General features: G+C 49.3%; 13 protein-coding genes. 5 read left to right on the top strand and 8 right to left on the bottom strand.

Annotation, left to right across the window (positions count from 1 at the left end):
• Nucleotides 1-859: 859 nt before the first annotated feature.
• From A1830_RS15615 to A1830_RS15600, 4 genes are all read right to left on the bottom strand, one after another.
• Nucleotides 860-1,756, bottom strand: a complete 897-nt coding sequence (locus A1830_RS15615; protein WP_067708195.1) for a Dyp-type peroxidase — start codon at nt 1,754-1,756, stop codon at nt 860-862.
• Nucleotides 1,757-1,884: 128 nt separating this feature from the next.
• Nucleotides 1,885-2,502: an RpoE-regulated lipoprotein gene (locus tag A1830_RS15610; protein WP_067708191.1), complete on the bottom strand. Its 618-nt coding sequence runs from the start codon at nt 2,500-2,502 to the stop codon at nt 1,885-1,887.
• A 128-nt stretch (nt 2,503-2,630) separates the two neighbouring features.
• A complete protein-coding gene (locus A1830_RS15605; RefSeq protein WP_067708261.1) occupies nt 2,631-3,086 on the bottom strand; it encodes a DUF2919 domain-containing protein in 456 nt (151 codons plus the stop codon).
• 51 nt (nt 3,087-3,137) lie between these two features.
• Nucleotides 3,138-3,563 carry a GNAT family acetyltransferase gene (locus tag A1830_RS15600; RefSeq protein WP_067708187.1) on the bottom strand — a complete coding sequence of 142 codons (426 nt, stop codon included), beginning with the start codon at nt 3,561-3,563 and terminating at the stop codon, nt 3,138-3,140.
• 208 nt (nt 3,564-3,771) lie between these two features.
• Here A1830_RS15600 and amiA point away from each other — a divergent pair, with 208 nt between their 5' ends.
• The 4 genes from amiA to tkt all read left to right on the top strand — a co-directional run bounded on the left by amiA (nt 3,772) and on the right by tkt (nt 9,093).
• Nucleotides 3,772-4,644, top strand: coding sequence for an N-acetylmuramoyl-L-alanine amidase AmiA (gene amiA, locus A1830_RS15595; protein WP_067708183.1), 873 nt, complete (start codon nt 3,772-3,774; stop codon nt 4,642-4,644).
• 52 nt (nt 4,645-4,696) lie between these two features.
• On the top strand, nt 4,697-5,605 hold the full coding sequence (gene hemF / locus A1830_RS15590) for an oxygen-dependent coproporphyrinogen oxidase (RefSeq protein WP_067708179.1): 909 nt from the start codon (nt 4,697-4,699) through the stop codon (nt 5,603-5,605).
• Nucleotides 5,606-6,015: 410 nt separating this feature from the next.
• A complete protein-coding gene (gene tal, locus A1830_RS15585; RefSeq protein WP_067708175.1) occupies nt 6,016-6,966 on the top strand; it encodes a transaldolase in 951 nt (316 codons plus the stop codon).
• A 126-nt stretch (nt 6,967-7,092) separates the two neighbouring features.
• Nucleotides 7,093-9,093: a transketolase gene (tkt, locus tag A1830_RS15580; protein ID WP_067708171.1), complete on the top strand. Its 2,001-nt coding sequence runs from the start codon at nt 7,093-7,095 to the stop codon at nt 9,091-9,093.
• A 68-nt stretch (nt 9,094-9,161) separates the two neighbouring features.
• On the opposite strand, the gene A1830_RS15575 is transcribed toward tkt, so the two are convergent.
• Entirely contained in the window at nt 9,162-10,247 is a 1,086-nt protein-coding gene (locus A1830_RS15575; protein WP_067708168.1) for a DUF1176 domain-containing protein, read from the bottom strand.
• Nucleotides 10,248-11,145: 898 nt separating this feature from the next.
• Between A1830_RS15575 and A1830_RS15565 the strand changes: the two genes are divergently transcribed.
• Nucleotides 11,146-14,097: an autotransporter outer membrane beta-barrel domain-containing protein gene (locus A1830_RS15565; protein ID WP_197473348.1), complete on the top strand. Its 2,952-nt coding sequence runs from the start codon at nt 11,146-11,148 to the stop codon at nt 14,095-14,097.
• A gap of 106 nt (nt 14,098-14,203) precedes the next feature.
• On the opposite strand, the gene A1830_RS15560 is transcribed toward A1830_RS15565, so the two are convergent.
• Genes A1830_RS15560 through A1830_RS15550 form a run of 3 tightly spaced genes read right to left on the bottom strand, consistent with a single transcriptional unit; the run spans nt 14,204 to nt 21,595 of the window.
• Nucleotides 14,204-18,685, bottom strand: a complete 4,482-nt coding sequence (locus tag A1830_RS15560; protein WP_067708155.1) for an RCC1 domain-containing protein — start codon at nt 18,683-18,685, stop codon at nt 14,204-14,206.
• A gap of 59 nt (nt 18,686-18,744) precedes the next feature.
• Entirely contained in the window at nt 18,745-20,658 is a 1,914-nt protein-coding gene (locus A1830_RS15555; RefSeq protein ID WP_067708152.1) for a hypothetical protein, read from the bottom strand.
• 28 nt (nt 20,659-20,686) lie between these two features.
• Nucleotides 20,687-21,595, bottom strand: coding sequence for an Ig-like domain-containing protein (locus A1830_RS15550; RefSeq protein ID WP_067708149.1), 909 nt, complete (start codon nt 21,593-21,595; stop codon nt 20,687-20,689).
• Nucleotides 21,596-21,631: the final 36 nt, after the last annotated feature.

Raw genomic sequence — 21,631 nt, 5'->3', positions numbered from 1 at the left:
TAAACCCCTCCCTGGGGGCTTCACTGCCGCATCCCTGCGGCAGAGACCCGGCTTATCTGCTCCGCAACACCGCCTTCTGGCTGCGGAGTAGGCTGCGGATTCTCTGGCAGTGGCTAAGATCAAAACCTGATCCGATCACGACGACCTTAGCTGCCGAAAGTTTAGTAAGCCAGGGCTGGACCTGAAGAGGTTTTTAGCAGCGACAACGTAGCCTGAGGCCAGGCGGGGACCGTTGGCTTAGCGGACCGTCGAGCGCAGGGATGCGCGAGCCGAGCCCACACGGACGTGCTTGCGGCGTGTCCGCGTGACAACGGTCCCCGCAGGGCTTTGCACCGTATCACCGCAATGACAGCAAACATCCCAGCTGCCAGGCTGGGCATGGAGAGATTTTAACAGCGTCTACATGGCCCGAGGCCAGGCGGGGACCGTTGGCTTAGCGGACCGTCGAGCGCAGGGACGCGCGGGCCGAGCCCACACGGATGTGCCTGCGGCGTGTCCGCGTGACAACGGCCCCCGCAGGGCTTTGCACCGTATCACCGCAAGGACAGCAAACATCCCAGCTGCCAGGCTGGGCATGGAGGGATTTTAACAGCGTCTACATGGCCCGAGGCCAGGCGGGGACCGTTGGCTTAGCGGACCGTCGAGCGCAGGGATGCGCGAGCCGAACCCACACGGACGTGCTTGCGGCGGGTCCGCGTGACAACGGCCCCCGCAGGGCTTTGCACCCCATTACAGCAAGGACAGCAAACGTTAAAGATGCCAGCCAGGTTAAAACCTACTCCGGTAGCACGACGGTATTGTTTGCAGGAAAGTCAAAACCGGTTCCGGTGACAAGGCTGTATTGCGCTTGCGGCTCAAACTACAGCGCGGCCAGCTGTGCCAGCGATGGCGCGTAGAAATAGCTGCCGCTGACCGGCTTAGTAAAACGCAACATCGCATCAAACTTGCCGTCCGCCTCACCAAACATACTTAACAACTGACGCTCTATATTATAAAGCGTGGCGCAGTAGGCGAGAAAAAACAGCCCGCTGGCGCCGCTGGCTGTGCCCCAGGGCAAACTCTGACGCAAAATCTTCAATCCTTTGCCCTCTTCCTTAAGGTCTACGCGGGACACGTGGGAGGTCGCAGGGCGGGCATCTCCCTCCAGCTCCTCGTCGGTCACCTTGCTGCGGCCAATAATCTGCTCCTGCTTACTCACCGGCAGGCGATTAAACATTTTCAAATTATGCTCCCAGCGCTGGCTGAAGACATAACTTCCCCCCGCGTTCTCGCCCGCATCAATAATTGCTACGCGCTGGCGCTGCTCCCCTTTTGGATTCTCCGTACCGTCAACAAACCCGCTCAAATCACGATCTTCAAGACAGCGGAAGCCGTGCGTCTCTTCTTCTACGTGCCAGGCTTCACCAAAAGCGCTCATCGCCGCCTGGGCCAGACTGAAATTCACATCGTGACGTGCGGACTGGATGTGGATCAGAATATCGCGCTGGGTGGCCGGCGCGATACCCTTGCCCAGCGGCAGGAAATCCTTAAGTTCATCCACGGAATGGGAGGGGTTCAGATCGCGCCATAGAGCGCTGCCAAAGGCAATAACTGCACCGAGTGCGGCATCCGGGAAACGCTGCTGAAGCTGCAATAGCTGGTGCGAAAACGCCCCGCAGGCCTGGCGGATATCCGCCAGATCACCCCGCACGGTTGCTTCAAGATAAATGGCAAAACGGCAGTGTTCGGGCAAAATGCCGCTCTGAAACTGGGACATCCGGTAATTCTCCCTGGTAAATTGTCTGCAACAGGCGCTGGCAGACAGTTTACCCGGATTTTTACGCGGTACGCTTTTTGTCAGTAAAAATTGTACTGTCTTTTGATTCTACTCAAAAAAGGGGAAAGTTAGCTGCGCCAGATTATTTTGCTGATAGTCCATTTTTTCAATGTATCATCCGCTGGCATCAGGCCTTCAGGACCGTGCCACTCTCCGCGAAACAGATAGCTGATATGCTGACTGCCGGGAGCCTTACATTCCACGCCATCGGCGTCACTACCAGTGCCCTTCTGGCAGACGTTAAAGGCCTTGCTATAAAGGTCACTAAACGGCGTGCCGATTTTTTTTCCGTCAGCGGTAGCAATATCACTATCCATGACGTCAATGCGGGAAATCGTGGTATTACCGGTCACTTCAACTTTGACCTGTTTCTCTTTAACCGCCTGGAAGAAGGTGACCACTCCACCATTTTCGCCGCGCATGCCTTTACGCACCTCATAGTTTCCGCTCAGGCCATCGCTAATAGCCGCGTCATTCATTGCGGTAGCGCCGTTCAGGCCGCCTACGCCCTGCTCCGTTACCTCGGGTGAAGAACCGAACCAGTGCCATGGAGCCAGACTCGACCAGGAGTAGGTCAGCGGATTCCACCAGGTGGCTCCGCTGCTGGACTCTGAAGAGGATCCGCTGCTGGCGCAGCCAGTCAGAACCAGAGCAATGGCAAGAAGCGCCGGGCGAAAAGTTTTCATTACAACTCCTGAGATAATCAAAAACGACTAGTGCTATGAGTGCCGATCGGCGAAAAAGTTTTATACCGTGTTTCCAGCATGACCCTTAAAGCCTGGTATACGGGTTTGCAGGCCAGAATGAAGCGGGTTTAGCCTGCGTTCAGGGCCGGGTCAAAACAGTCATGCAGACGCTGATTCAGCCACAGATAGCACAGCGCGAGCAGATCGAAGCCGCTAAAAATGATCGCCAGCGGTGAGAGATCGTCTTCGCCCAGCCAGAGGGTTATGCCCTGCACCAGCAATGTGGTTAACAACGTCAGGCATAGCACGCCGCGCCAGGTGCGCCATAGGCGGGGAAACCGTTGGCGATACCCGGTCAGCAGCAGTCCCAGTGCGGCAGGAACGCCCAGGCCCAGCCCGGTCCAGAATACCCGGGAGTCAGGATAAAACAGCTCAAGAAGAGAAGTGCTCTGCTGCTTCGAGGCCGCCGCCGCCGCGAACAGAACCCATGTTCGCGCCTGCAACAGCAAAACGGCCCAGAAACCCAGCGGTAGCGTCAGCTGACCTTTAGCATCGTAATCATCGGGAGAGTACGTGTGGATCACCTGTTCAGCCCCTCCGACCAATCGCGGGTAAGCTTCTTGCTTAACAAAATATTAGTACTCACGATCTTCAATCAGACGTTTGCCGAGCAATACGCTGTCCTGCATTTCGTAATCGAGCTTTTCATAAAAGCCCAGCACCGCATCATTTTCCTCGCGCACCATCACGTTGATTTTCGGGCAGCCGCGCGCAATCAGTTTCTTCTCCAGACGGTTGATCAGCGCATTGGCAAAGCCACGCCCCTGATAGTCAGGATGAACCCCCAAATAATACGCAGATCCCCGATGACCGTCGTAGCCCCCCATCAGCGTACCAACAATCTCACCGCCAACGACTGCCACCAGAAAAAGGTCGGGATCGTGATTAAGCTTTCTTTCGATATCCATTTCAGGATCGTTCCATGGTCGTAACAAATCACACCGCTCCCAAAGCGTAATGACTTCTTCAAAATCGTCCTGGCTGAAAACGCGGATTTCCATGGCGTTACCCCTGATGTTAATAATAATTTGCTGATTATCACGCTTTCTTCTGCGGGTGCAAGTCTGCAATCCCCGCAAACCGCAAAAAAGCGACGCTGCTTAAGTAGCTGGCTGAAATAAAAAGTAAAAAGTTGCAATAGTTCCCTTCTCGCTCTGCCCCTATTGTTACGATATAACAACAGGCAAATTGTGCCCCGAGGACGCAGTAATGATTAAATTCGGCCTGATGACCCCCTTAACGACCCGCCGCCAGCTGCTGCTTTCCGGCCTGGCGCTGGCCCTGCTGGCCCGAAACCCGGCCAGCGCAAAAGAAGAGCCGCTGCCCAAATCAGCCTTGCGCAACGGCCGCGCGCATACTCCGGCCCCGCCTGCGGCAGCGGGTAAGAAAATTGTCATGATTGATCCGGGTCACGGCGGCATTGATTCCGGCGCCGTCGGTGAAGAGGGGTCAGAAGAGAAGCACGTGGTGCTGGAGATCGCTAATCATATCCGTCAGATGCTGAGCAGCCACCCCCATATCGAAGCCCGACTGACAAGGGAAAGCGACCATTTTATTCCGCTCGGCGAGCGGGTAGAGATAGCCCATCAGCACGGCGCGAACCTGTTTATGTCCATCCACGCGGATGGTTTCACCAGCCCGGATGCCAACGGTGCATCGGTATTTGCGCTGTCGAATCGCGGTGCCAGCAGCAGCATGGCACGTTATCTCTCCAAAAGAGAAAACGCCGCAGATGAGGTGGGCGGCGTTAAGTCGTCGCAAAAAGATCATTATCTGCAGCAGGTGCTGTTCGACCTGGTACAAACGGATACCATCAAAAACAGCCTGACGCTGGGCAAGCACGTACTGAACCAAATTCGTCCGGTACACCATCTGCACAGCCAGCATACCGAGCAGGCGGCCTTTGCCGTGCTGAAGTCGCCGTCGATCCCATCGGTACTGGTGGAAACGTCCTTTATCACCAACCCTTCGGAAGAGCGGCTGCTGGGCAGCACGGCGTTTCGCCAGAAAATTGCCAGTGCCATTGTTGGCGGCATTATCAGCTACTTTAATGAGTTTGATGCCAATAACCGCCGCCCATAAAAAACGAATATGACGTATACTGCGCGCGTTATTTTTTAATGCAGGCTAAGCCATGAACGCACCCGATATTGCCCAGGTTAAACAGTTTTTACTGAGTTTACAGGATCGTATTTGTCATCAGCTGGCACAGGCTGACGGTAGCGCCCGGTTTGAAGAAGATAGCTGGACGCGCGAAGGCGGCGGCGGTGGACGCAGTCGGGTATTGCGCAAAGGCGCTATTTTTGAGCAGGCCGGGGTGAATTTCTCCCACGTTCATGGCGATATGATGCCAGCCTCTGCCACGGCGCACCGTCCCGAGCTGGCGGGCCGAAGTTTTGAAGCAATGGGCGTGTCGCTGGTTATCCACCCGGAAAACCCTTACGTGCCTACCAGTCATGCTAACGTGCGCTTTTTTATCGCCGAGAAGCCGGGTGCCGAGCCGGTATGGTGGTTTGGCGGCGGCTTTGATATGACGCCCTACTATGGTTTCACAGAGGATGCAGTGCACTGGCATCAGACCGCCTTCGATCTCTGTCAGCCGTTTGGGGAAGATGTTTATCCGCGCTATAAAAAGTGGTGCGACGACTACTTTTTTATCAAGCACCGCAACGAGCAGCGCGGTATCGGCGGGCTGTTCTTTGACGACCTGAACACGCCGGACTTTGATTACTGCTTCCGTTTTATCCAGGCCGTGGGCCAGGGCTTTTTACAGGCCTATCTGCCGATCGTTGAGCGGCGTAAAGCGCTGCCGTGGGGAGAGCGTGAACGCGACTTCCAGCTTTACCGTCGGGGACGTTATGTAGAATTTAATCTGGTCTGGGATCGCGGCACGCTGTTCGGCCTGCAAACCGGGGGTCGCACCGAATCTATTCTGATGTCCATGCCACCGCTGGTTCGCTGGGAATATGACTTTCAGCCGCAGCCTGGGTCGCCAGAGGCTGCGCTCTATACTGACTTCCTGCCCGTGAAAGCGTGGATCTAAACGTTCTTTCGCAGCGGCCCGCTTATGCGCCAGCCGCTGCGACAGTCGCCCCTGCCCCTCCAGGAAAAGTCTCTTAGCGCAGCTTCGGGCTTAAGCGCATTTTGACGCGCGACGCCAGACTTGTCCCTCGCCATCTTCTTCTGTCCTGTCTGTTTTCCCTGCGCTGAAAAGTGACGCCCCGGCGGAAATCTCTGCGAGTGCTACACTTATGGATGCGACGATTTTTACCCGTCAGATTTCCAACTATTGGGTCAACCCATTGCAACAATCAGAGAAAACGCATTTTCATTACCGCACGTCTGATGCAATGTTTGGCCCAAGAATATAATACCGTGGTGGTGAGACGCGCTGTCAGCAGGCGTACCGTCGCGGCTATTTGCTTTGCAGATTGCCCATCAAGGAGCCAAGAGATGAACCAGCTAGACGCACTGAAACAATACACCACCGTAGTGGCTGACAGTGGCGATATCGAATCGATTCGTAACTACCATCCGGAAGATGCCACCACCAACCCGTCTCTGATCCTGAAAGCCTCCGGCCTCGATTCCTACAAGCACCTGATGACTGACGCCATTGACTACGCTAAAAAGCAGGGCGGCAGCAAAGAAACGCAGATAATCAACGCCAGTGATAAAGTCGCCATTAACCTCGGTATGGAAATTCTCAAGAGCGTTCCTGGACGCGTGTCTACCGAAGTTGATGCACGCCTCTCATTTGACCGCGGTATGTGTGTCACTAAAGCAGAGAAGCTGGTGAGAATGTATGAAGACAACGGCATTGATCGTTCACGCATCCTGATTAAGCTGGCTTCCACCTGGGAAGGGATCCGTGCGGCTGAAGAGCTGGAAAAAAACGGTATCAATTGTAACCTGACGCTGCTGTTCTCCTTCGCTCAGGCGCGCGCCTGCGCTGAAGCCGGCGTATTCCTGATTTCTCCCTTCGTTGGCCGTATTTATGACTGGTACAACAGCCGTAAACCCCAGGACCCCTACGTCGTGGACGAAGATCCGGGCGTGGTCTCCGTGCGTAAAATATACGAATACTACAAGCAGCATCGTTATAACACGGTCATTATGGGTGCCAGCTTCCGTAACGTGGAGCAGATCCTGGCGCTGGCTGGCTGCGACCGCCTGACCATTTCACCTAACCTCCTTAAAGAACTGCAGGCCAGCGATGCACCGGTTGAACGCAAACTGACGCCGTCGACCGAGTGTTTCCACCAGCCCGCACAGCTTTCTGAATCCGAGTTCCGTTGGGAACATAATCAGGATCCGATGGCGGTGGATAAGCTGGCTGACGGTATCCGTCAGTTTGCTGTCGACCAGCAGAATCTGGAAAACGTGCTGTCCGCCAGACTGTAAATCATTCCAGAATGGGCGGCATTAGCCTCGTAGCCAATCAGGCCGTAGGTAAACCGGGCGATAATATTCGCCCTTCAATGCGTTATACCGCCCATTTTATCCCACAAAAAAATCAGGGAGAACAATATGTCTTCACGTAGAGAGCTGGCTAATGCTATTCGTGCGCTGAGCATGGATGCCGTGCAGAAAGCCAAGAGTGGTCATCCGGGTGCCCCAATGGGCATGGCCGATATCGCCGAAGTGCTGTGGCGCGATTTTATGCATCACAATCCGACCAACCCGGCCTGGGCCGATCGTGACCGCTTTATCCTGTCCAATGGCCATGGCTCCATGCTGCTGTACAGTCTGCTGCACCTGACCGGCTATGACCTGCCGATTGAAGAACTGAAGAACTTCCGTCAGCTGCACTCAAAAACGCCGGGTCACCCGGAACTCGGGTACACGCCAGGCGTTGAAACCACCACTGGCCCACTGGGTCAGGGCCTGGCAAATGCCGTTGGTCTGGCGATTGCTGAGCGCACCCTGGGCGCGCAGTTTAACCGTCCGGGCCATGACGTGGTTGATCATCATACCTATGTCTTTATGGGCGACGGCTGTCTGATGGAAGGCATTTCGCACGAAGTGTGCTCGCTGGCTGGCACCCTGGGCCTGGGCAAACTGATTGGTTTCTACGATCACAACGGCATCTCAATTGATGGTGAAACTGAAGGCTGGTTCACCGACGATACCGCTAAGCGTTTTGAAGCCTATAACTGGCACGTCGTTCATGAAATTGACGGTCATGATGCTACCGCCGTCGCCAATGCTATCAAAGAGGCGCAGAGCGTTACTGACAAGCCATCCCTGATTATCTGTAAAACGATTATCGGCTTCGGCTCGCCGAATAAAGCAGGCAAAGAAGAGGCCCACGGCGCAGCGCTGGGCGATGAAGAGATTGCGCTGACCCGCAAGCAGCTTGGCTGGAACTATCCACCGTTTGAAATCCCGCAGGAGATTTACGCTCAGTGGGATGCCAAAGAGGCAGGCGCGCAGGCGGAGAAAGCCTGGAATGAGAAGTTCGCCGCTTATAAAGCCGCGCATCCTGAACTGGCGAAAGAGTATGCCCGCCGTATGGACGGGGGAATGCCGGAAAACTGGCAGCAGGAAACGCAGAAGTTCATCGAAGAATTGCAGGCTAATCCACAGAAAATCGCCAGCCGTAAAGCGTCTCAGAATACGCTGGAAGCCTGGGGTAAAATTCTGCCTGAATTCCTTGGCGGCTCCGCTGACCTGGCACCGAGTAACCTGACGATGTGGTCTGGCTCGAAGTCCATCAAAGAAGACCATGCTGGTAACTACATTCACTACGGTGTGCGTGAATTTGGTATGACCGCTATCGGCAACGGCATCGCGCATCACGGCGGGTTTGTTCCTTATACCGCCACCTTCCTGATGTTTGTAGAATATGCCCGTAACGCCGTGCGTATGGCCGCGCTGATGAAAGCCCGACAGATTATGGTCTACACCCATGACTCTATCGGACTGGGCGAAGATGGCCCAACCCACCAGCCGGTTGAACAGATTGCCAGCCTGCGCGTGACGCCAAATATGAGCGTCTGGCGCCCCTGTGACCAGGTGGAGACGGCGGTAGCGTGGAAACATGCGGTTGAGCGTCATCATGGCCCCACTGCGCTGATCCTGTCACGTCAGAATCTGGCACAGCCAGAGCGTACCAAAGAGCAGCTCGAGAATATCTCACGCGGCGCGTACGTGCTGAAAGATAGCGAGGGTACGCCAGATGTGATCCTGATTGCTACCGGCTCGGAAGTTGAAATCACGCTGGGTGCAGCCGAGAAACTGGCGGCGGAAGGCCACAAGGTACGCGTAGTCTCTATGCCTTCAACCGACCTGTTCGATAAGCAGGATGTAGGCTATCGCGAATCCGTATTACCTTCTACGGTAAGCGCTCGCGTGGCCGTAGAGGCCGGAATTGCCGACTACTGGTATAAATATGTCGGTCTGAATGGCGCTATCGTCGGTATGACTACCTTCGGTGAGTCTGCTCCTGCGCCGCAGCTGTTTAATGAATTTGGCTTTACCGTTGAAAACATTGTCAGTCATGCTGAGGCGCTGCTGAAGCCTCACTGATTGTTTTCTGTATGATAAAAGCCCGGCTTCCCAGCCGGGCTTTTTTTTGCCCTTCACCCGCCTGCCCCTTACTGGGATGTAATCTCGACGCTGGCGGTCGGTGGCGGTTGCGTAGTCCACAGCGACGGCCAGTCATCACTACCGTGCCAGGCGTCGCAGGTACTCTCTTCTGCATAGTCAGCCAGCACAAACTCCCTGCCATCATATTGCCAACGCGTCGCCAAACCACAATCCCCCAGCCCCCTGCCCTTGTTATAGGTTAACAGCGCGCCACTGCTGGCATCATATTCGGCGTTGACCAGCTCTAACTGCTTTTCGGTATGTGACGGGGGAACAAAGGGTAGCGTCAGCGTTACCCCCTTCGCCACATAGGGCAGCGAACGCGTCACCTCAAAGGCTAAATCAATGACGTTGTAAGCACCCATTTCACAGCTGATAAGCAGGAGAGCTTTCTGGTCGCTTAGCGGCGCCACACTCACCTCGCGCCGCTGCGGATCAAGCGAGCATTCGTCCGTGTTGATACGCCAGGTACCAAAATCAATCAGCCCCGTTGTCTCATCGCGCGTCAGGGCCAGCGGCGGATGGCTGAGAGGCATAATGACGGGCACTTCAGGTTCGGGAGTGACATCCTCTGCGGAGCGGCTGCCCCGCTTCACCCATGCGCTCATCCCATTAACTCTTCCCTGGATATCATCCATCAACAGCAAAGCGGCCTTAAGCCCCTGTAAGGAGATGCTTGCATCGGGCCGGTACAGTAGCTGAATAGCGCCCGCATCCATCACCTGCTGTAAAAATTCGTCAATGGAGATGACATGTGACGTCGTCAGATGATGAGATTCGACTTCCCAGTGTTTCAGATCGAGCCGGAGCCGCTGCCCGTCAAGCAGCAGATTATCTTTCAGCGGCGCGCCATTAAGCTCACCGCTGTAGTGGTTACCATAATCTATTGAAATAAGGGGGCGGTCGTTGACGCCAGCGTGACGACTGACGGTCATAACCAGACCTTTATCGCCAGGGAAACTTCTGGCCACACAGCTATTAAGGTTATTACAGGTAATCTGCCAGTTAGAAAATGTTTTGTGCAGCGGCTCGGCATGCAGCGACAAAGCCGTCAGAAATAAGGAAACAAAAGGCAATATCATCCAGTAAGGCATTGATCACGGGTATCCCAGAGTGACGTGAAGCAATAAGCGTAGCCTAATGGTTCACCTTTAGGTGAAGTTTATCAATTGAGCGCCCATATCATGACGCAAAGGTAGAATTACGGGAAAAAAAGACCCAGTAAGTTCTGGAGTTATCTTCGCTGCTGACCGGAAGGACCTCAATCAGATTAATCGGACATGGTAGAAAATGAGACATCACCCTCTACGCAATACCAGCAGTTAATAAGCGCGAGGTAGTCACACTGATTCAGTTTAAAATCTACCCACTCTTTTATCGGGTTAATCACGCCAGCAAGGCTTATTTTTCAACAAAAACCATGGCACTACCATTCATAAATTACGCCTTACGAATTCATTAAATATAATGAATGAGTTCATTCAGACTTGCCCACAAACGCCCACCTCACCTTTCATTCTTTCCTAAAATTACATGCGTGCTGGCATATTCAATAATAAAAATAAATACAACCAATTATCAGTAGCTTAAACACATCCTCACGAATATGACACTGCCCCTGTTTGACAAATAAACCCAAATTAGCTTTACTCGAAATAATAAAATAAATAGAATAAAAAATAAAAATACGTGGAAAATACTTTTCTACCGCTTCTACAATACCATATATAACCAGAGTTAAAGCACCAGACAATTGTTCCTAAATGACTGCCAATCATTCCACAATGAGATAGTTCTCCCGGCGCCATTATGCTACAGCTGATGACTTTTAAAGATTAGTAACCAGTATTTGCCTATAAAATCCAAAAATACTAACCCCTTATTTCATTAGACCGAATATAAAAAAGATATGTACCATGTCAGCCTCTCGCCTTACCCCTGGGCTGAAAACTATCCACTGACAGTACCAATATATAGCTAAGGATAATGCCCGTGCAAACTTTAAAAGTTAAAACCCGCCCCCTCAAAACTAACAGATACCAAAAAGACATAATCAAAATATTAACCTTCAATATTATTAGCAGTCTTCTGATATCCCCTGCACATGCTATTGTATTAACCGATGGAAAAACAGGGTATGTTACTGAAAACAGTACGAGGAATTTGTGGGAGGTGCGGGGTGCTACGCTCAATGTCAGACAGGGAGGAAAAACGCAGGGTATAACGTTACGGGAAGGCGTGCTAAACATGGAAGGAGGAGATACTTATATCGAGCCAGACGCAAGACAAATCTCTCAGGCTATATCTTTACAGGATAACAGCCAGGCAACCATTAACAACTCGACTATTACAAACGCAATGCCAGTACGTGGTGTGGCAATTGGCGTCAATGGCGGCTCTGAAGCAACAGTAACCTCATCGGTGCTGAATGCTAATGGTCGGGGTTTTACTACCAGTGGATTAAACAGCCTCCTGGTATTAAATGACTCTGTAGTCAATGGTAAGGACGATGGTTTAACCAGTCAGTTTGGCGGTGGGATCGGCGGCACGATTTTCGGTGGAACGCTGCAGGCAACAAACAGTGCAATAACCGGCGACAAGCTCGGGTTGATGCTTTTGCTCGATGACGACGATTCTCAACCGGTCGCGATACTTAATAATACACATATAACAAGCAGTAACGGCAGCGCTATTCTGGCTGGGGCGAGGAGCTCTTATAGTACAGGAGTGATAGGGTTACAAATCAATGCTGGCAGCGTTTTAACGGCAGGTAATGGCACACTTGTAGAAGTGATTAATGGAAATACGCTTAATCTTTCCATTGATAACAGTGACCTTAGCGGTAATCTCATCGCCGATCAGACATCGGTTCTCAATACTGTACTGAATAATAATGCTGCTTTACATGGAAATATCGAAAATCTTAATACGCTGGTTGCCGATAAAAGCGAACTTGAGGGTAATATCGCTTTCAAACAGGATTCGGTGGGTCTGGTACAGTTAAAAAATAATGCGAAAATTCAGGGCGATATAAATGGCGTAAACAAACTTGAAGCCAGTAACAGCAGCATAACGGGTAACATCAATCCAGAAGACACGCGCCCTGCCGACGTCGCCCTGCGCGATAACAGCATAATTAACGGTGATGTCAGAAACATTAATACACTCACACTGGCTCACAGTACTATCATCGGGCGGGTATTTGCAGATTCACCCGGTTTTACTGCGGCTGAACTTTCTGACGACTCCCTGATTGAGGGAAACCTAAGCCAGATTTCATCTCTGAGCCTTAATGCCAGCCGAATAACAGGCGATATTATTGGCAGCGAGGACAACGCTACTACGGTGTCATTAGCCAATAAATCTGCTATTGAAGGCAACCTCACTCTGCCAGCCGCCGTTACGCTTGATAACAGCCGAATAACAGGCGATATCACTGGTAGCGAAACCTATCCCACAACGGTATCCCTGGCCAGCGGATCCGTCATTGACGGTAACCTCAATGCTATCCATACCCTGGCGTTACAGGACAGCCAGCTTACGGGTAATGTGACTGCAGATGGTACAACCGGGTCTTCAGTCAGTCTGAGTGGCAAAACATCGCTGCTGGGAAATCTGGAAAACTATGACAGTATCTCGGTCAGGGATAATGCCATGTGGTCGCTGATTCAGTCAGCAAACATTCGTCGCTTAGCGCTAAGTTCGGGTAGCGTTAACCTGAATAGCCAGGGTAATAATTACCGCACTCTGACGGTAAATAACCTTGTAGGTCAGGGGCTTTTCTTACTTCGCTCAGATATTGCTGCCAACAAGGGGGACCAGCTGATTATCGATGGCCAGACGAGTGGATCCCATCTTCTGTCGATAACGAATACGGGAGAAGAACCAGACCATTCGCTGCCGCTGACGGTGGTGAGAACAGCAGATGGAGGAGGAGATTTCAGTCTGCAAAATGGCCGGGTTGATGCCGGTGTCTATGAATACCGACTTCAGCATCAGGGTAATGACTGGGATCTGTTAAAAACAGAGGAATTGACGCCCTCAACTGAAACAGTGTTGAGTGTGGTTAACGCAACGCCCGCCGTATGGACAGGTGAACTTAATACCGTCCGGGGACGGCTGGGCGACCTGCGGACGACAGCAAAACATGATGGAGGCCTGTGGGCGCAATACATGGGACAGGAGACCCACGTAAGTCCCGGTGGCGGAATCAGCTACCAACAAAAACAGTCTGGCCTGGCAATAGGGGGAGATAAAGCTTTCGATGTGAGAGAGGGCAAACTCCTGACAGGTCTGTTTACCGGCTACAGCGATAATGATATTAATGCTCATTATGGCAACAGCAATATTGACAGCTATTTTATCGGTGGCTACACCACATGGATGGCAGACTCAGGTTGGTTTGTGGATTTGATGCTGAAAGGCAATAAATTTAATAATAATGTCGAAGCTACAATGAGCAATGGCGTAGCATCAAAAGGTAATTACAATAATTACGGCATAGGGTTTTCAAGTGAGTTTGGAAAAAATATTCTTCTGTCTCAGGGCTGGTTTATTGAACCCTCCTTACAGCTTTCATCTTTATGGATGTCAGGCAAGGAATTCAAACTGGACAATGGCCTGAAAGTCAGTAATGACAGCGCAAAATCTAAACAGGCCGCCCTGAATATGGCCCTTGGTAAAAACCTAACGTTAGACAACGGAATGTCATTATCCCCCTATGTGCGCGTCTCTTATCAGCATGAGTTTGCAAAAGCTAATGATGTATCGGTCAATGATATTGCTTTTAAAAATGATATGTCCGGCGGGAATGGAATGTATGAAGTTGGCCTGAATGCACAGGTATCAGACAAGGCATATATTTACACTGATGCCAGTTACAGCAAGGGTAACAAAGTCGAATCACCGTGGGCGACACATGTTGGTGTTCGTATAAACTGGTAAAATGCCTCTGCCCGGGCGCGCAGATATAACACCGCTTAGTGGGTCAATTTAAGGGCGTGGGATGCCTTAATAACGACATCCCACTTTTATCCCTGTTAACTGTGTTTCATCGTGAGTAGGAAATTAAACCATTGAGCCGTGCGGCGATCTCTTCATTATCTCCACCCGCATCAATGCTTCCCCATGAAACAATCCGTTGATCTTCTGTAATCGCGGAGAAAGCCCCGCTACTGCTATAGATTGCCCGGCACCTGTTCAGCTGAGTGCTAGCGGGTTGGGTATTTCCGCCAGAAAGGGGGTCGCCCCAGGCAACTACCGTGCCATTGGCCCGAAGCGCTGCAAAGGCGGTGGCCGTGGCGGAAATTTGTACAACATCCTCCAGTGAAGCAATCTCGCGCGGCAATACTCCTCCGGCAGCTTCATCACCCCAGGCAACGATACTCCCGTTACTCATCAGAGCAGCAAAGGCGCTCCACGTTGATACAACTTCAATAACACTATTCATGGCAGAAAGACTTACGGGCAGTTGACCTCCATGTGTGTCTGCTCCCCATCCTACCAGTAGACCATTCGTCCGCCTGACCACAAACGCCCCATTATTGGACGCCATGATATCGCTGAAATCTTTCATCTGACTTAAAGTGGTGGGTAATACTCCACCAAATTCACTATTACCCCAACATAACAGACTATTATCATAATTAAGTGCGACAAAAGCCGACAGGGTTGAAGCAATGTCCCGGGCATTACGGTGATTGGTCACAGCGGTAGGAAGGAGGCCACCATAGCTGGAATTCCCCCACGCACAGATTCGCTTATCTGCACGCAGTGCAGCAAAGGCGCCGCCAGAGCCGACGACTTTAAGGATATTATTATAAGCGCTGATAGTGGATGGCACATTACCCCCATTTCTGCGATCCCCCCAGGCAACCACTTTACCGTTGGCCAATATTGCGCAAAACGCTTGCGCTGAGCCGCTCAGCGAGACAATATTTTTAAGTTTAGCGATGGCAGAGGGCACTATACCCCCGCCTTCAGCGTCTCCCCAGGCCACCACGCTGTTGTCAGCACGACGCGCAGCGAAAGCAACGCCAGATGTAGAAAACTCTATATAATCATTGTTTGTGGATAAACCTGAAGGCAGATCCCCTCCAACCACAGAATCGCCCCAACCCACTACAATGCCAGAATCAAGAATGGCGACCATTGCAGCTTTACCGCTGTTTGTGACGTCATCTCCATTACCTAATATATTCGCGGGTGAAAGTTGAATTTCATCTGTGGCTGACGAGACGGTTAACTTCAGCCAGGGCTGAGTATCCCTGAACCACTCTGCCGTTGTGGTTTCAGTATCACCTTCATAACGCCAGTCCAGTATGGTCCTTTTACCGGTGCTTTTATCATACCCAATCAAAAACTGTGATTTTCCTGAATAGTGATAGGAGTGGCTGGGAGCGCGTGCCCCGAAAACAAGGATTTTGCTGTTTACCAACTCACTGGTGATAGTATAACGCTTTGATGGCGACGTTATGCTTTCCCCTGCTCGCGTCAGAATATAATTGATCCGTACGGTGTTGCCCTCGGACGAGAGCACGACGTCGTAAGGGACGACGAACTGTAAAGCGGCCTTTGAGTCGCTGCCAGTTATCGTAATTTGCTGATTCCAGCCATTGTCATCTGCCGCGCCCAGCCAAAATATTTCAACTATATCACCCTGTTGTAAACGCGCAGAGAGAGGGATGATGACGGTCGCGCCAGTTTTAACGCTCCCTGTATTAATAATATCTTCCTGTGCTTCTTTTACATAAGGCGAAGGTAACGCGGAACTGATAATGGCGAGGGTTAATACTTTCGACAGGTTCTCTTTCCCATCAAATGAGTCAACCCGATAGCTAACACTAATCGTTTTACCATTGTGAACTTTAACTTCATTGTAAGGTACCTGGAAAGTCACAGGATTGCCCAACATATTGGTACTGATGGCCGTGTAGAGACTAAAATTGTTTCCCCAGAAAAGTTTTACGCCGTCACCGGATGCCATGCTATCCCAGGCGGGAATGCTCACCTCAACACCATTGGCATTAATCACGGTGAAATCCAGCATGCCATTAATAACATGTTCCACCACGGGCTCAGGTAAACTGATACCGGCAGCTTTAACCTGCAACGTCAGTTTTTCTGACGAGGCTATCTGACCAGAAATGTAATGTACCTGATAGTTCAGATTAACCGCAGTATTTAAAGAAGATTCAAAATATTTCTTAGGAATATTAAAAACAATATCCCTGGATACTGCACCACCTGACACCGGCAGGTAGTCTTCCCAGGATTCCACGCCATTAAGGTAGGCTGTTAACGTGTCACCAGCAGCCATATTGCTATAAGGAGAAACCCGGAATGTAGCAAAACGTAAAAGGTTTTCGGGAATGATAACGCCACTAACATTTTCGTCAACTTTCGGCGCGGGAAGCATTTGAGCAGTAGACATCACGGTAATTTTGAGGTCAACAGAGGATGCTTTGGTGCCGTCAAATCTATCTATTTCGTAGTGTAAAGAGATGTCACTGTTATTATTTAGCAAAAGAATAGCATAGGGTAACTCAAATGAGATCTCTTCATTCAACGTTCCCGCAGTGATAGTCAGAAAGTCATGCCAGTTTGCCACGCCTTCCAGGTAGAGGTATACCGTATCACCTGCCTGCATTTCATCATAGACGGGAATTTTTGCCAAAACACCTGCCGTCGTGTTCTCCAGCAGGAGAATACCATCAGACACTTTTTCAACGGTTGGAGCAGGAAGTGCTTCATTAACCCATGACCTGATGCGCAGCGACAGCATTTCTGATGCCAGACTGTTACCATTCTCATCCGTAACCTGGTAGCTAACTCTAACACTGTTATTAATATTGACGTCGATGTAGTTTTTGGGAACGCGAAAGTTAACAGGTTTATTGAGAATCGAAGATGATACACGTAACCAATCAGCAAAATTACCTTCAGGAACAGCTGACGCCCATTTAAGGTCTATGCGGTCATTCAACATCATACCATTCCAGGGGAGAATCCTTACGGTAAGGGCAGTTTTAATCGTATCGGGATCGATCAGATCGCCACTAATTTCAGGAATCAAAGGCGCAGCCAGGCGTTTAATAACTTTTAACTGCAACTTTTCAGAAGTCAGGATACTGCTAGCGCTCGTGGTGTACTGATAATAGAGGGTAACAACCCCGCCTGCCAGAATTTTAATCGCTGCCTCATCAATGATAAATGAAACAGGAGAACTTATTGACGTTATTTTTTCAGATAAGAAACGATTAAAGTTATCTCCATTATGGGTCACCCCAGACCAATTAAGGATAATCTCCGCGCCGGGTACCATTGCGGTGAAGAGAGGAACAGTGACTGTGACGGCACTGAGATAGCCGTCAAGTGTACCTGATACCGCTTCCGCAACCTCCGGTTTGGGTAGAAGAGAACTCTGCGCGCCCGAAACTGAAATAGTCACTTTTCTTGAGGTTATTTTGCTGCTGTCAGAGGCGCTTATCAATGTGTAAGAGACAATAAACTCCCCCTGGACCAGTGCCAGTAACTGCGTGTATGGAACAGCGAATTCAAGAATAGAAGGAAATCGACTTATAGTGAGGTAATCCTCATATCGGGTCGTGCTACCCGAAGCGGTTCGCCCATTGACAACGAGCTGAACTGAATCATTAATGTTAAAACTATCCGTATCAATCGTAACCTGGATGATTGCGTCACGTTGCCCGAGGCTGTCAATATTTATAATATAATTAACCGAATCCTTAACAATCGGAGCTTTAAGATAATAGCCACCGGCACTGACGGAAATTGCTTTGGAAGGTGACCACTTGGAGTAGTTATTCACCTCATCCCGCACTTCATAAGTCACCAGCAAGTTATCACTATCCCCAGCCTCTTTAATGGTATTTTCATCAATTGTTATCGTAATCGGTTTAATGAAATCATTCTCACCGACAACGTGGCTGATGATTTTCCCTCCCCAGCTGAGGTTTATTTTATCTCTGATGCGCATATTGATATAGGGTTCAATACTAATCGGCACCCCTTTCTTTGCCTCATCAGCCCCAACACCGTTATAAATGATTGATGGTGGAATACCGGGTGGTGAAAAATTTTCATTCACATTTTGAGTTTGAGGATTAGGGTCGATCCCCCCGGGTTTATCCAATTTAATCCAAAGTGTGGAAGTGTTTGAGCTGTCGCTTATCCCACTGTCAGTATGTGTAACCGTATAGTATATTTTAAACCACCCAGCCTTAATATTTTCTGGGGGGACGATAATGTGAATGGAATCATTCACCTCCTCTTCAGACAAGATATAACTTTTAACGGGATATAATGCTGAATTCTCATCTGACTGATAAATATAGACATCAATGAGGTCCCCTTTCCTCATAATAGAGTAAGCCTCACAAATTAGCAGAAGGCCATCTATTGATGTAGTAAAACCAACCCCGATCCCACCGACAACCGGATGACTAAGAGGAATTATAATATCACTCAATTTATTTACGGAAAAAATTCCTTTAAATTTATCGTTACTCATATTCACTCTCTTTTCCAGGATATAAGGGTTGGTTTTTTAAACGAAAAAATTAGATATTATTACCCCGCAGGGCCTTTAAGATCGATTTTTACAGAGCTGACTTCGGAATCAAAGACATACCCCAACTGCCCTATAGAATAATAACATCTGGCAGATCCATAAATGACACCCTGAATATAAGGTGCATAAGGAATAACCATTACCACGGATTTATTCAAATTCGCCTTAGTGATAGTCGTTGACGTAGAGAATTTGGTACTGTCAATATCCTCACCTTGACCATTCGTTTTAGAATTTCCAATCCAGTGTAAGGTAACCACGTCTCCTTCTGCCATATTTTCATAGGCGTTGATCAGAACTGATGTTGATGGATTAACCTGGTCGCCTTCAACAAACCATCCACGTGCATTTCTTCCCAGTAAATCGGGTGCCAGAAGACCATCTGGACCGCCAGGTCCGGCTAAATGAACATCAACATATGTCGTCTGACCCAAGTTATCGTTGGTGGCATTGATGAGATCATAGGTTACTTCCCACGCAGTATTTTCTGGTGTGCTATCTACAGTATTAGCATCAATTTCAATATTAAACGCTGCTTTACTTTCATTGATGTCTTCTTTTTTAACTTTATAGTCTATATATTCACCCGATGACCGCCCCCCCCAATAAACACGTATAGTATCGTCTACTACTGGTGTTTCATAGTATGGAACAGTAACGACAGCCCCTTTACGAAGGTCGCCGGGTAGTAATTTGTTAGTTTCTTTTACACCATTACCTACAACTGTAGCCTCGGCTAAATTTTCATTAACGTCCGTCGTTTTATCAGGATCCTCAGGTCCAGGTATATTCAGATCGACTCTTACAGGATTGACATCGGACGTTGTTACAACCTTACCGCGCGTAACCTGATAATCTACTTCCCATGTTCCGCTCTTGGTTTCCCATATTTTTTCCCTGGGTATGACAAACTCAAGTACGTAAGCGTCAAGAGGTAATGGATTAGGTACAGTAAGTGAAGGTGAAATCGGCGAGTTACGCCATCTCAATGTAATAACATCGCCTGGCAAAATATTAGTGTATTTTGGTATAAGTGCGGTCACTGGCACGCGTGTTGCAGCATCAGTAATGGGACCATTTTCTGCCAGTGGCACTCGTGCCGGCGTCAGGAACTTAGCCGCAGGGTTGATTATGACCGATATCGAATGATCAGGCGATCTCACGCTGACATTCCCCGCCCTGTCGATCAGGCTATAGTATATAATTGCACTTCCCTCCCCACCGTCTATAATAACCTGCTCCGGCACATCTATAGAAATATAGTCTTTATTAACATCCTCTTCAGTAATTATATAACCTGGCAAGCGTGACGCCGTGCTATTACCGCCAATCCAGGTTATCCTTATAGTATCACCGGCATCAATACGTGTGTACGAAGGTATAAGCAGGGGGAATTTATTACCCTGAGAAATAATTTCTTCCCTTGTTATCGTATTTTCATATTCGTCCGCGATGAAAGCAGGACCAGAGGGGTTGGGAGCATCACGATCGACTATCACATTCAGAGGAAAACTTAAGCTCGAGACACCCGACGCTGCTTCAACAACGTACTGGATCTTATAGGGTCCAAAGGTTAAAAAGCGTTCTGATAACTTTAATTTAATAGGAAAATCTGTCTCATCGGGATCGTCCATAACATAACTAGCGATAAATGTCGTATCATTATCATCTAAGTAGACAAAAATCGCATCGCCTTCATCCATCCTTCTCCAGGCAGGGACCAGCAGTTCCAACCCCTGATTAAATAGATCAACCGGGACAGTGCCATCAGCCAGCAGCCCTTCAATCACCGGTGCTGTTAAAACGGGTACTGTAGGTTTGCCTGTTTTTACTTCAAGCGACTGCAGCTTTCTTTTTCTTTCTTCAAGTCGTTTAGAAATATCATTTTCATGGAATTCATTAATTGCTGACATACCCTTCTCCTCTTAATTTAACTTCAATTTATTCATTATCTTCACTTTTGCTGTAAACCAGGCCCTGCACGATGATTTCACCGTAGTTAATAAAAGACTCCTCAACGAAGATCCCGGTTGAGCTATTCATCACTGTAACCTTATTACCTATTAAATTATACTCACTGGTCCAGTAGGGTGTATTCGGTAGCCATTCACTGTAAACCGAAAGGTCACCCCACTGTTCGTATAAAGATTTCAGCGTTGATTTTGAGAGTAGCTTTTTATCTTTATCCTGAATAATTTCCTGCAAGCCTATTTTAGTTTTGGTCGGGTAGAGGTAATTATGAACATCAAATATATGATTTGACGTTTCCCCTGTGACTTTATCTTTAGCAATTATTTCACAGCTTCCTGTGAAGTAAGAAACAGCCGTGGCCTCAGCGGAACCATAATCATCACTTACAAGGCTAATATTATTTTTTTTCTCATCGCCAACACTCCATTCAACCTCTCCTGAGCCACCGCTGGTGTGCAGCAGGATACTGGCACCCTCCCAAATAAAGGTCGGCTCACCATAATAAAGCGTTTGATTCCTACTCTGCACCCGCTCAATTTTAAATATATCTCGTATTTTAATAAAATCAAAATCCGTAAAGACAACGTTTTGTTTGTCTTCAACAATAAAGCAACTCAATTCAACATGTTCAATTTGAGTACTGGTGAAACTAACTTCTACAAAGCCATCCTGGTTACTGCTAGTGGCATAGACGCCAGCCCTGCTATTGACAAAAATGGCTGCACCATCAACTTCAAATACCACACGAATATTAGCCACAGGTGCATCTTTACTTTCTATATAAAGACCAACGGTATTGATATCCCTGCCGTCAGATACCGCATTATTTTTCACTTTTTCAAGACGTAACGTCAGTTCCGCCATCTGGGCATCTTTCATAATTTACATCCTGCCAGGTTAGTTTAAAATAAAAGA

The sequence above is a fragment of the Erwinia sp. ErVv1 genome (genome assembly GCF_900068895.1).
Lineage (GTDB): Bacteria > Pseudomonadota > Gammaproteobacteria > Enterobacterales > Enterobacteriaceae > Erwinia.
This window is presented reverse-complemented; position numbering and strand designations above follow the sequence as displayed.

Coding starts and splice junctions, on each gene's coding strand:
- A1830_RS15615 (WP_067708195.1), bottom strand. CDS start 1,756: ATGTCCCAGTTTCAGAGCGGCATTTTGCCCGAACACTGCCGTTTTGCC.
- A1830_RS15610 (WP_067708191.1), bottom strand. CDS start 2,502: ATGAAAACTTTTCGCCCGGCGCTTCTTGCCATTGCTCTGGTTCTGACT.
- A1830_RS15600 (WP_067708187.1), bottom strand. CDS start 3,563: ATGGAAATCCGCGTTTTCAGCCAGGACGATTTTGAAGAAGTCATTACG.
- amiA (WP_067708183.1), top strand. CDS start 3,772: ATGATTAAATTCGGCCTGATGACCCCCTTAACGACCCGCCGCCAGCTG.
- hemF (WP_067708179.1), top strand. CDS start 4,697: ATGAACGCACCCGATATTGCCCAGGTTAAACAGTTTTTACTGAGTTTA.
- tal (WP_067708175.1), top strand. CDS start 6,016: ATGAACCAGCTAGACGCACTGAAACAATACACCACCGTAGTGGCTGAC.
- tkt (WP_067708171.1), top strand. CDS start 7,093: ATGTCTTCACGTAGAGAGCTGGCTAATGCTATTCGTGCGCTGAGCATG.
- A1830_RS15575 (WP_067708168.1), bottom strand. CDS start 10,247: ATGCCTTACTGGATGATATTGCCTTTTGTTTCCTTATTTCTGACGGCT.
- A1830_RS15560 (WP_067708155.1), bottom strand. CDS start 18,685: ATGAGTAACGATAAATTTAAAGGAATTTTTTCCGTAAATAAATTGAGT.
- A1830_RS15555 (WP_067708152.1), bottom strand. CDS start 20,658: ATGTCAGCAATTAATGAATTCCATGAAAATGATATTTCTAAACGACTT.
- A1830_RS15550 (WP_067708149.1), bottom strand. CDS start 21,595: ATGAAAGATGCCCAGATGGCGGAACTGACGTTACGTCTTGAAAAAGTG.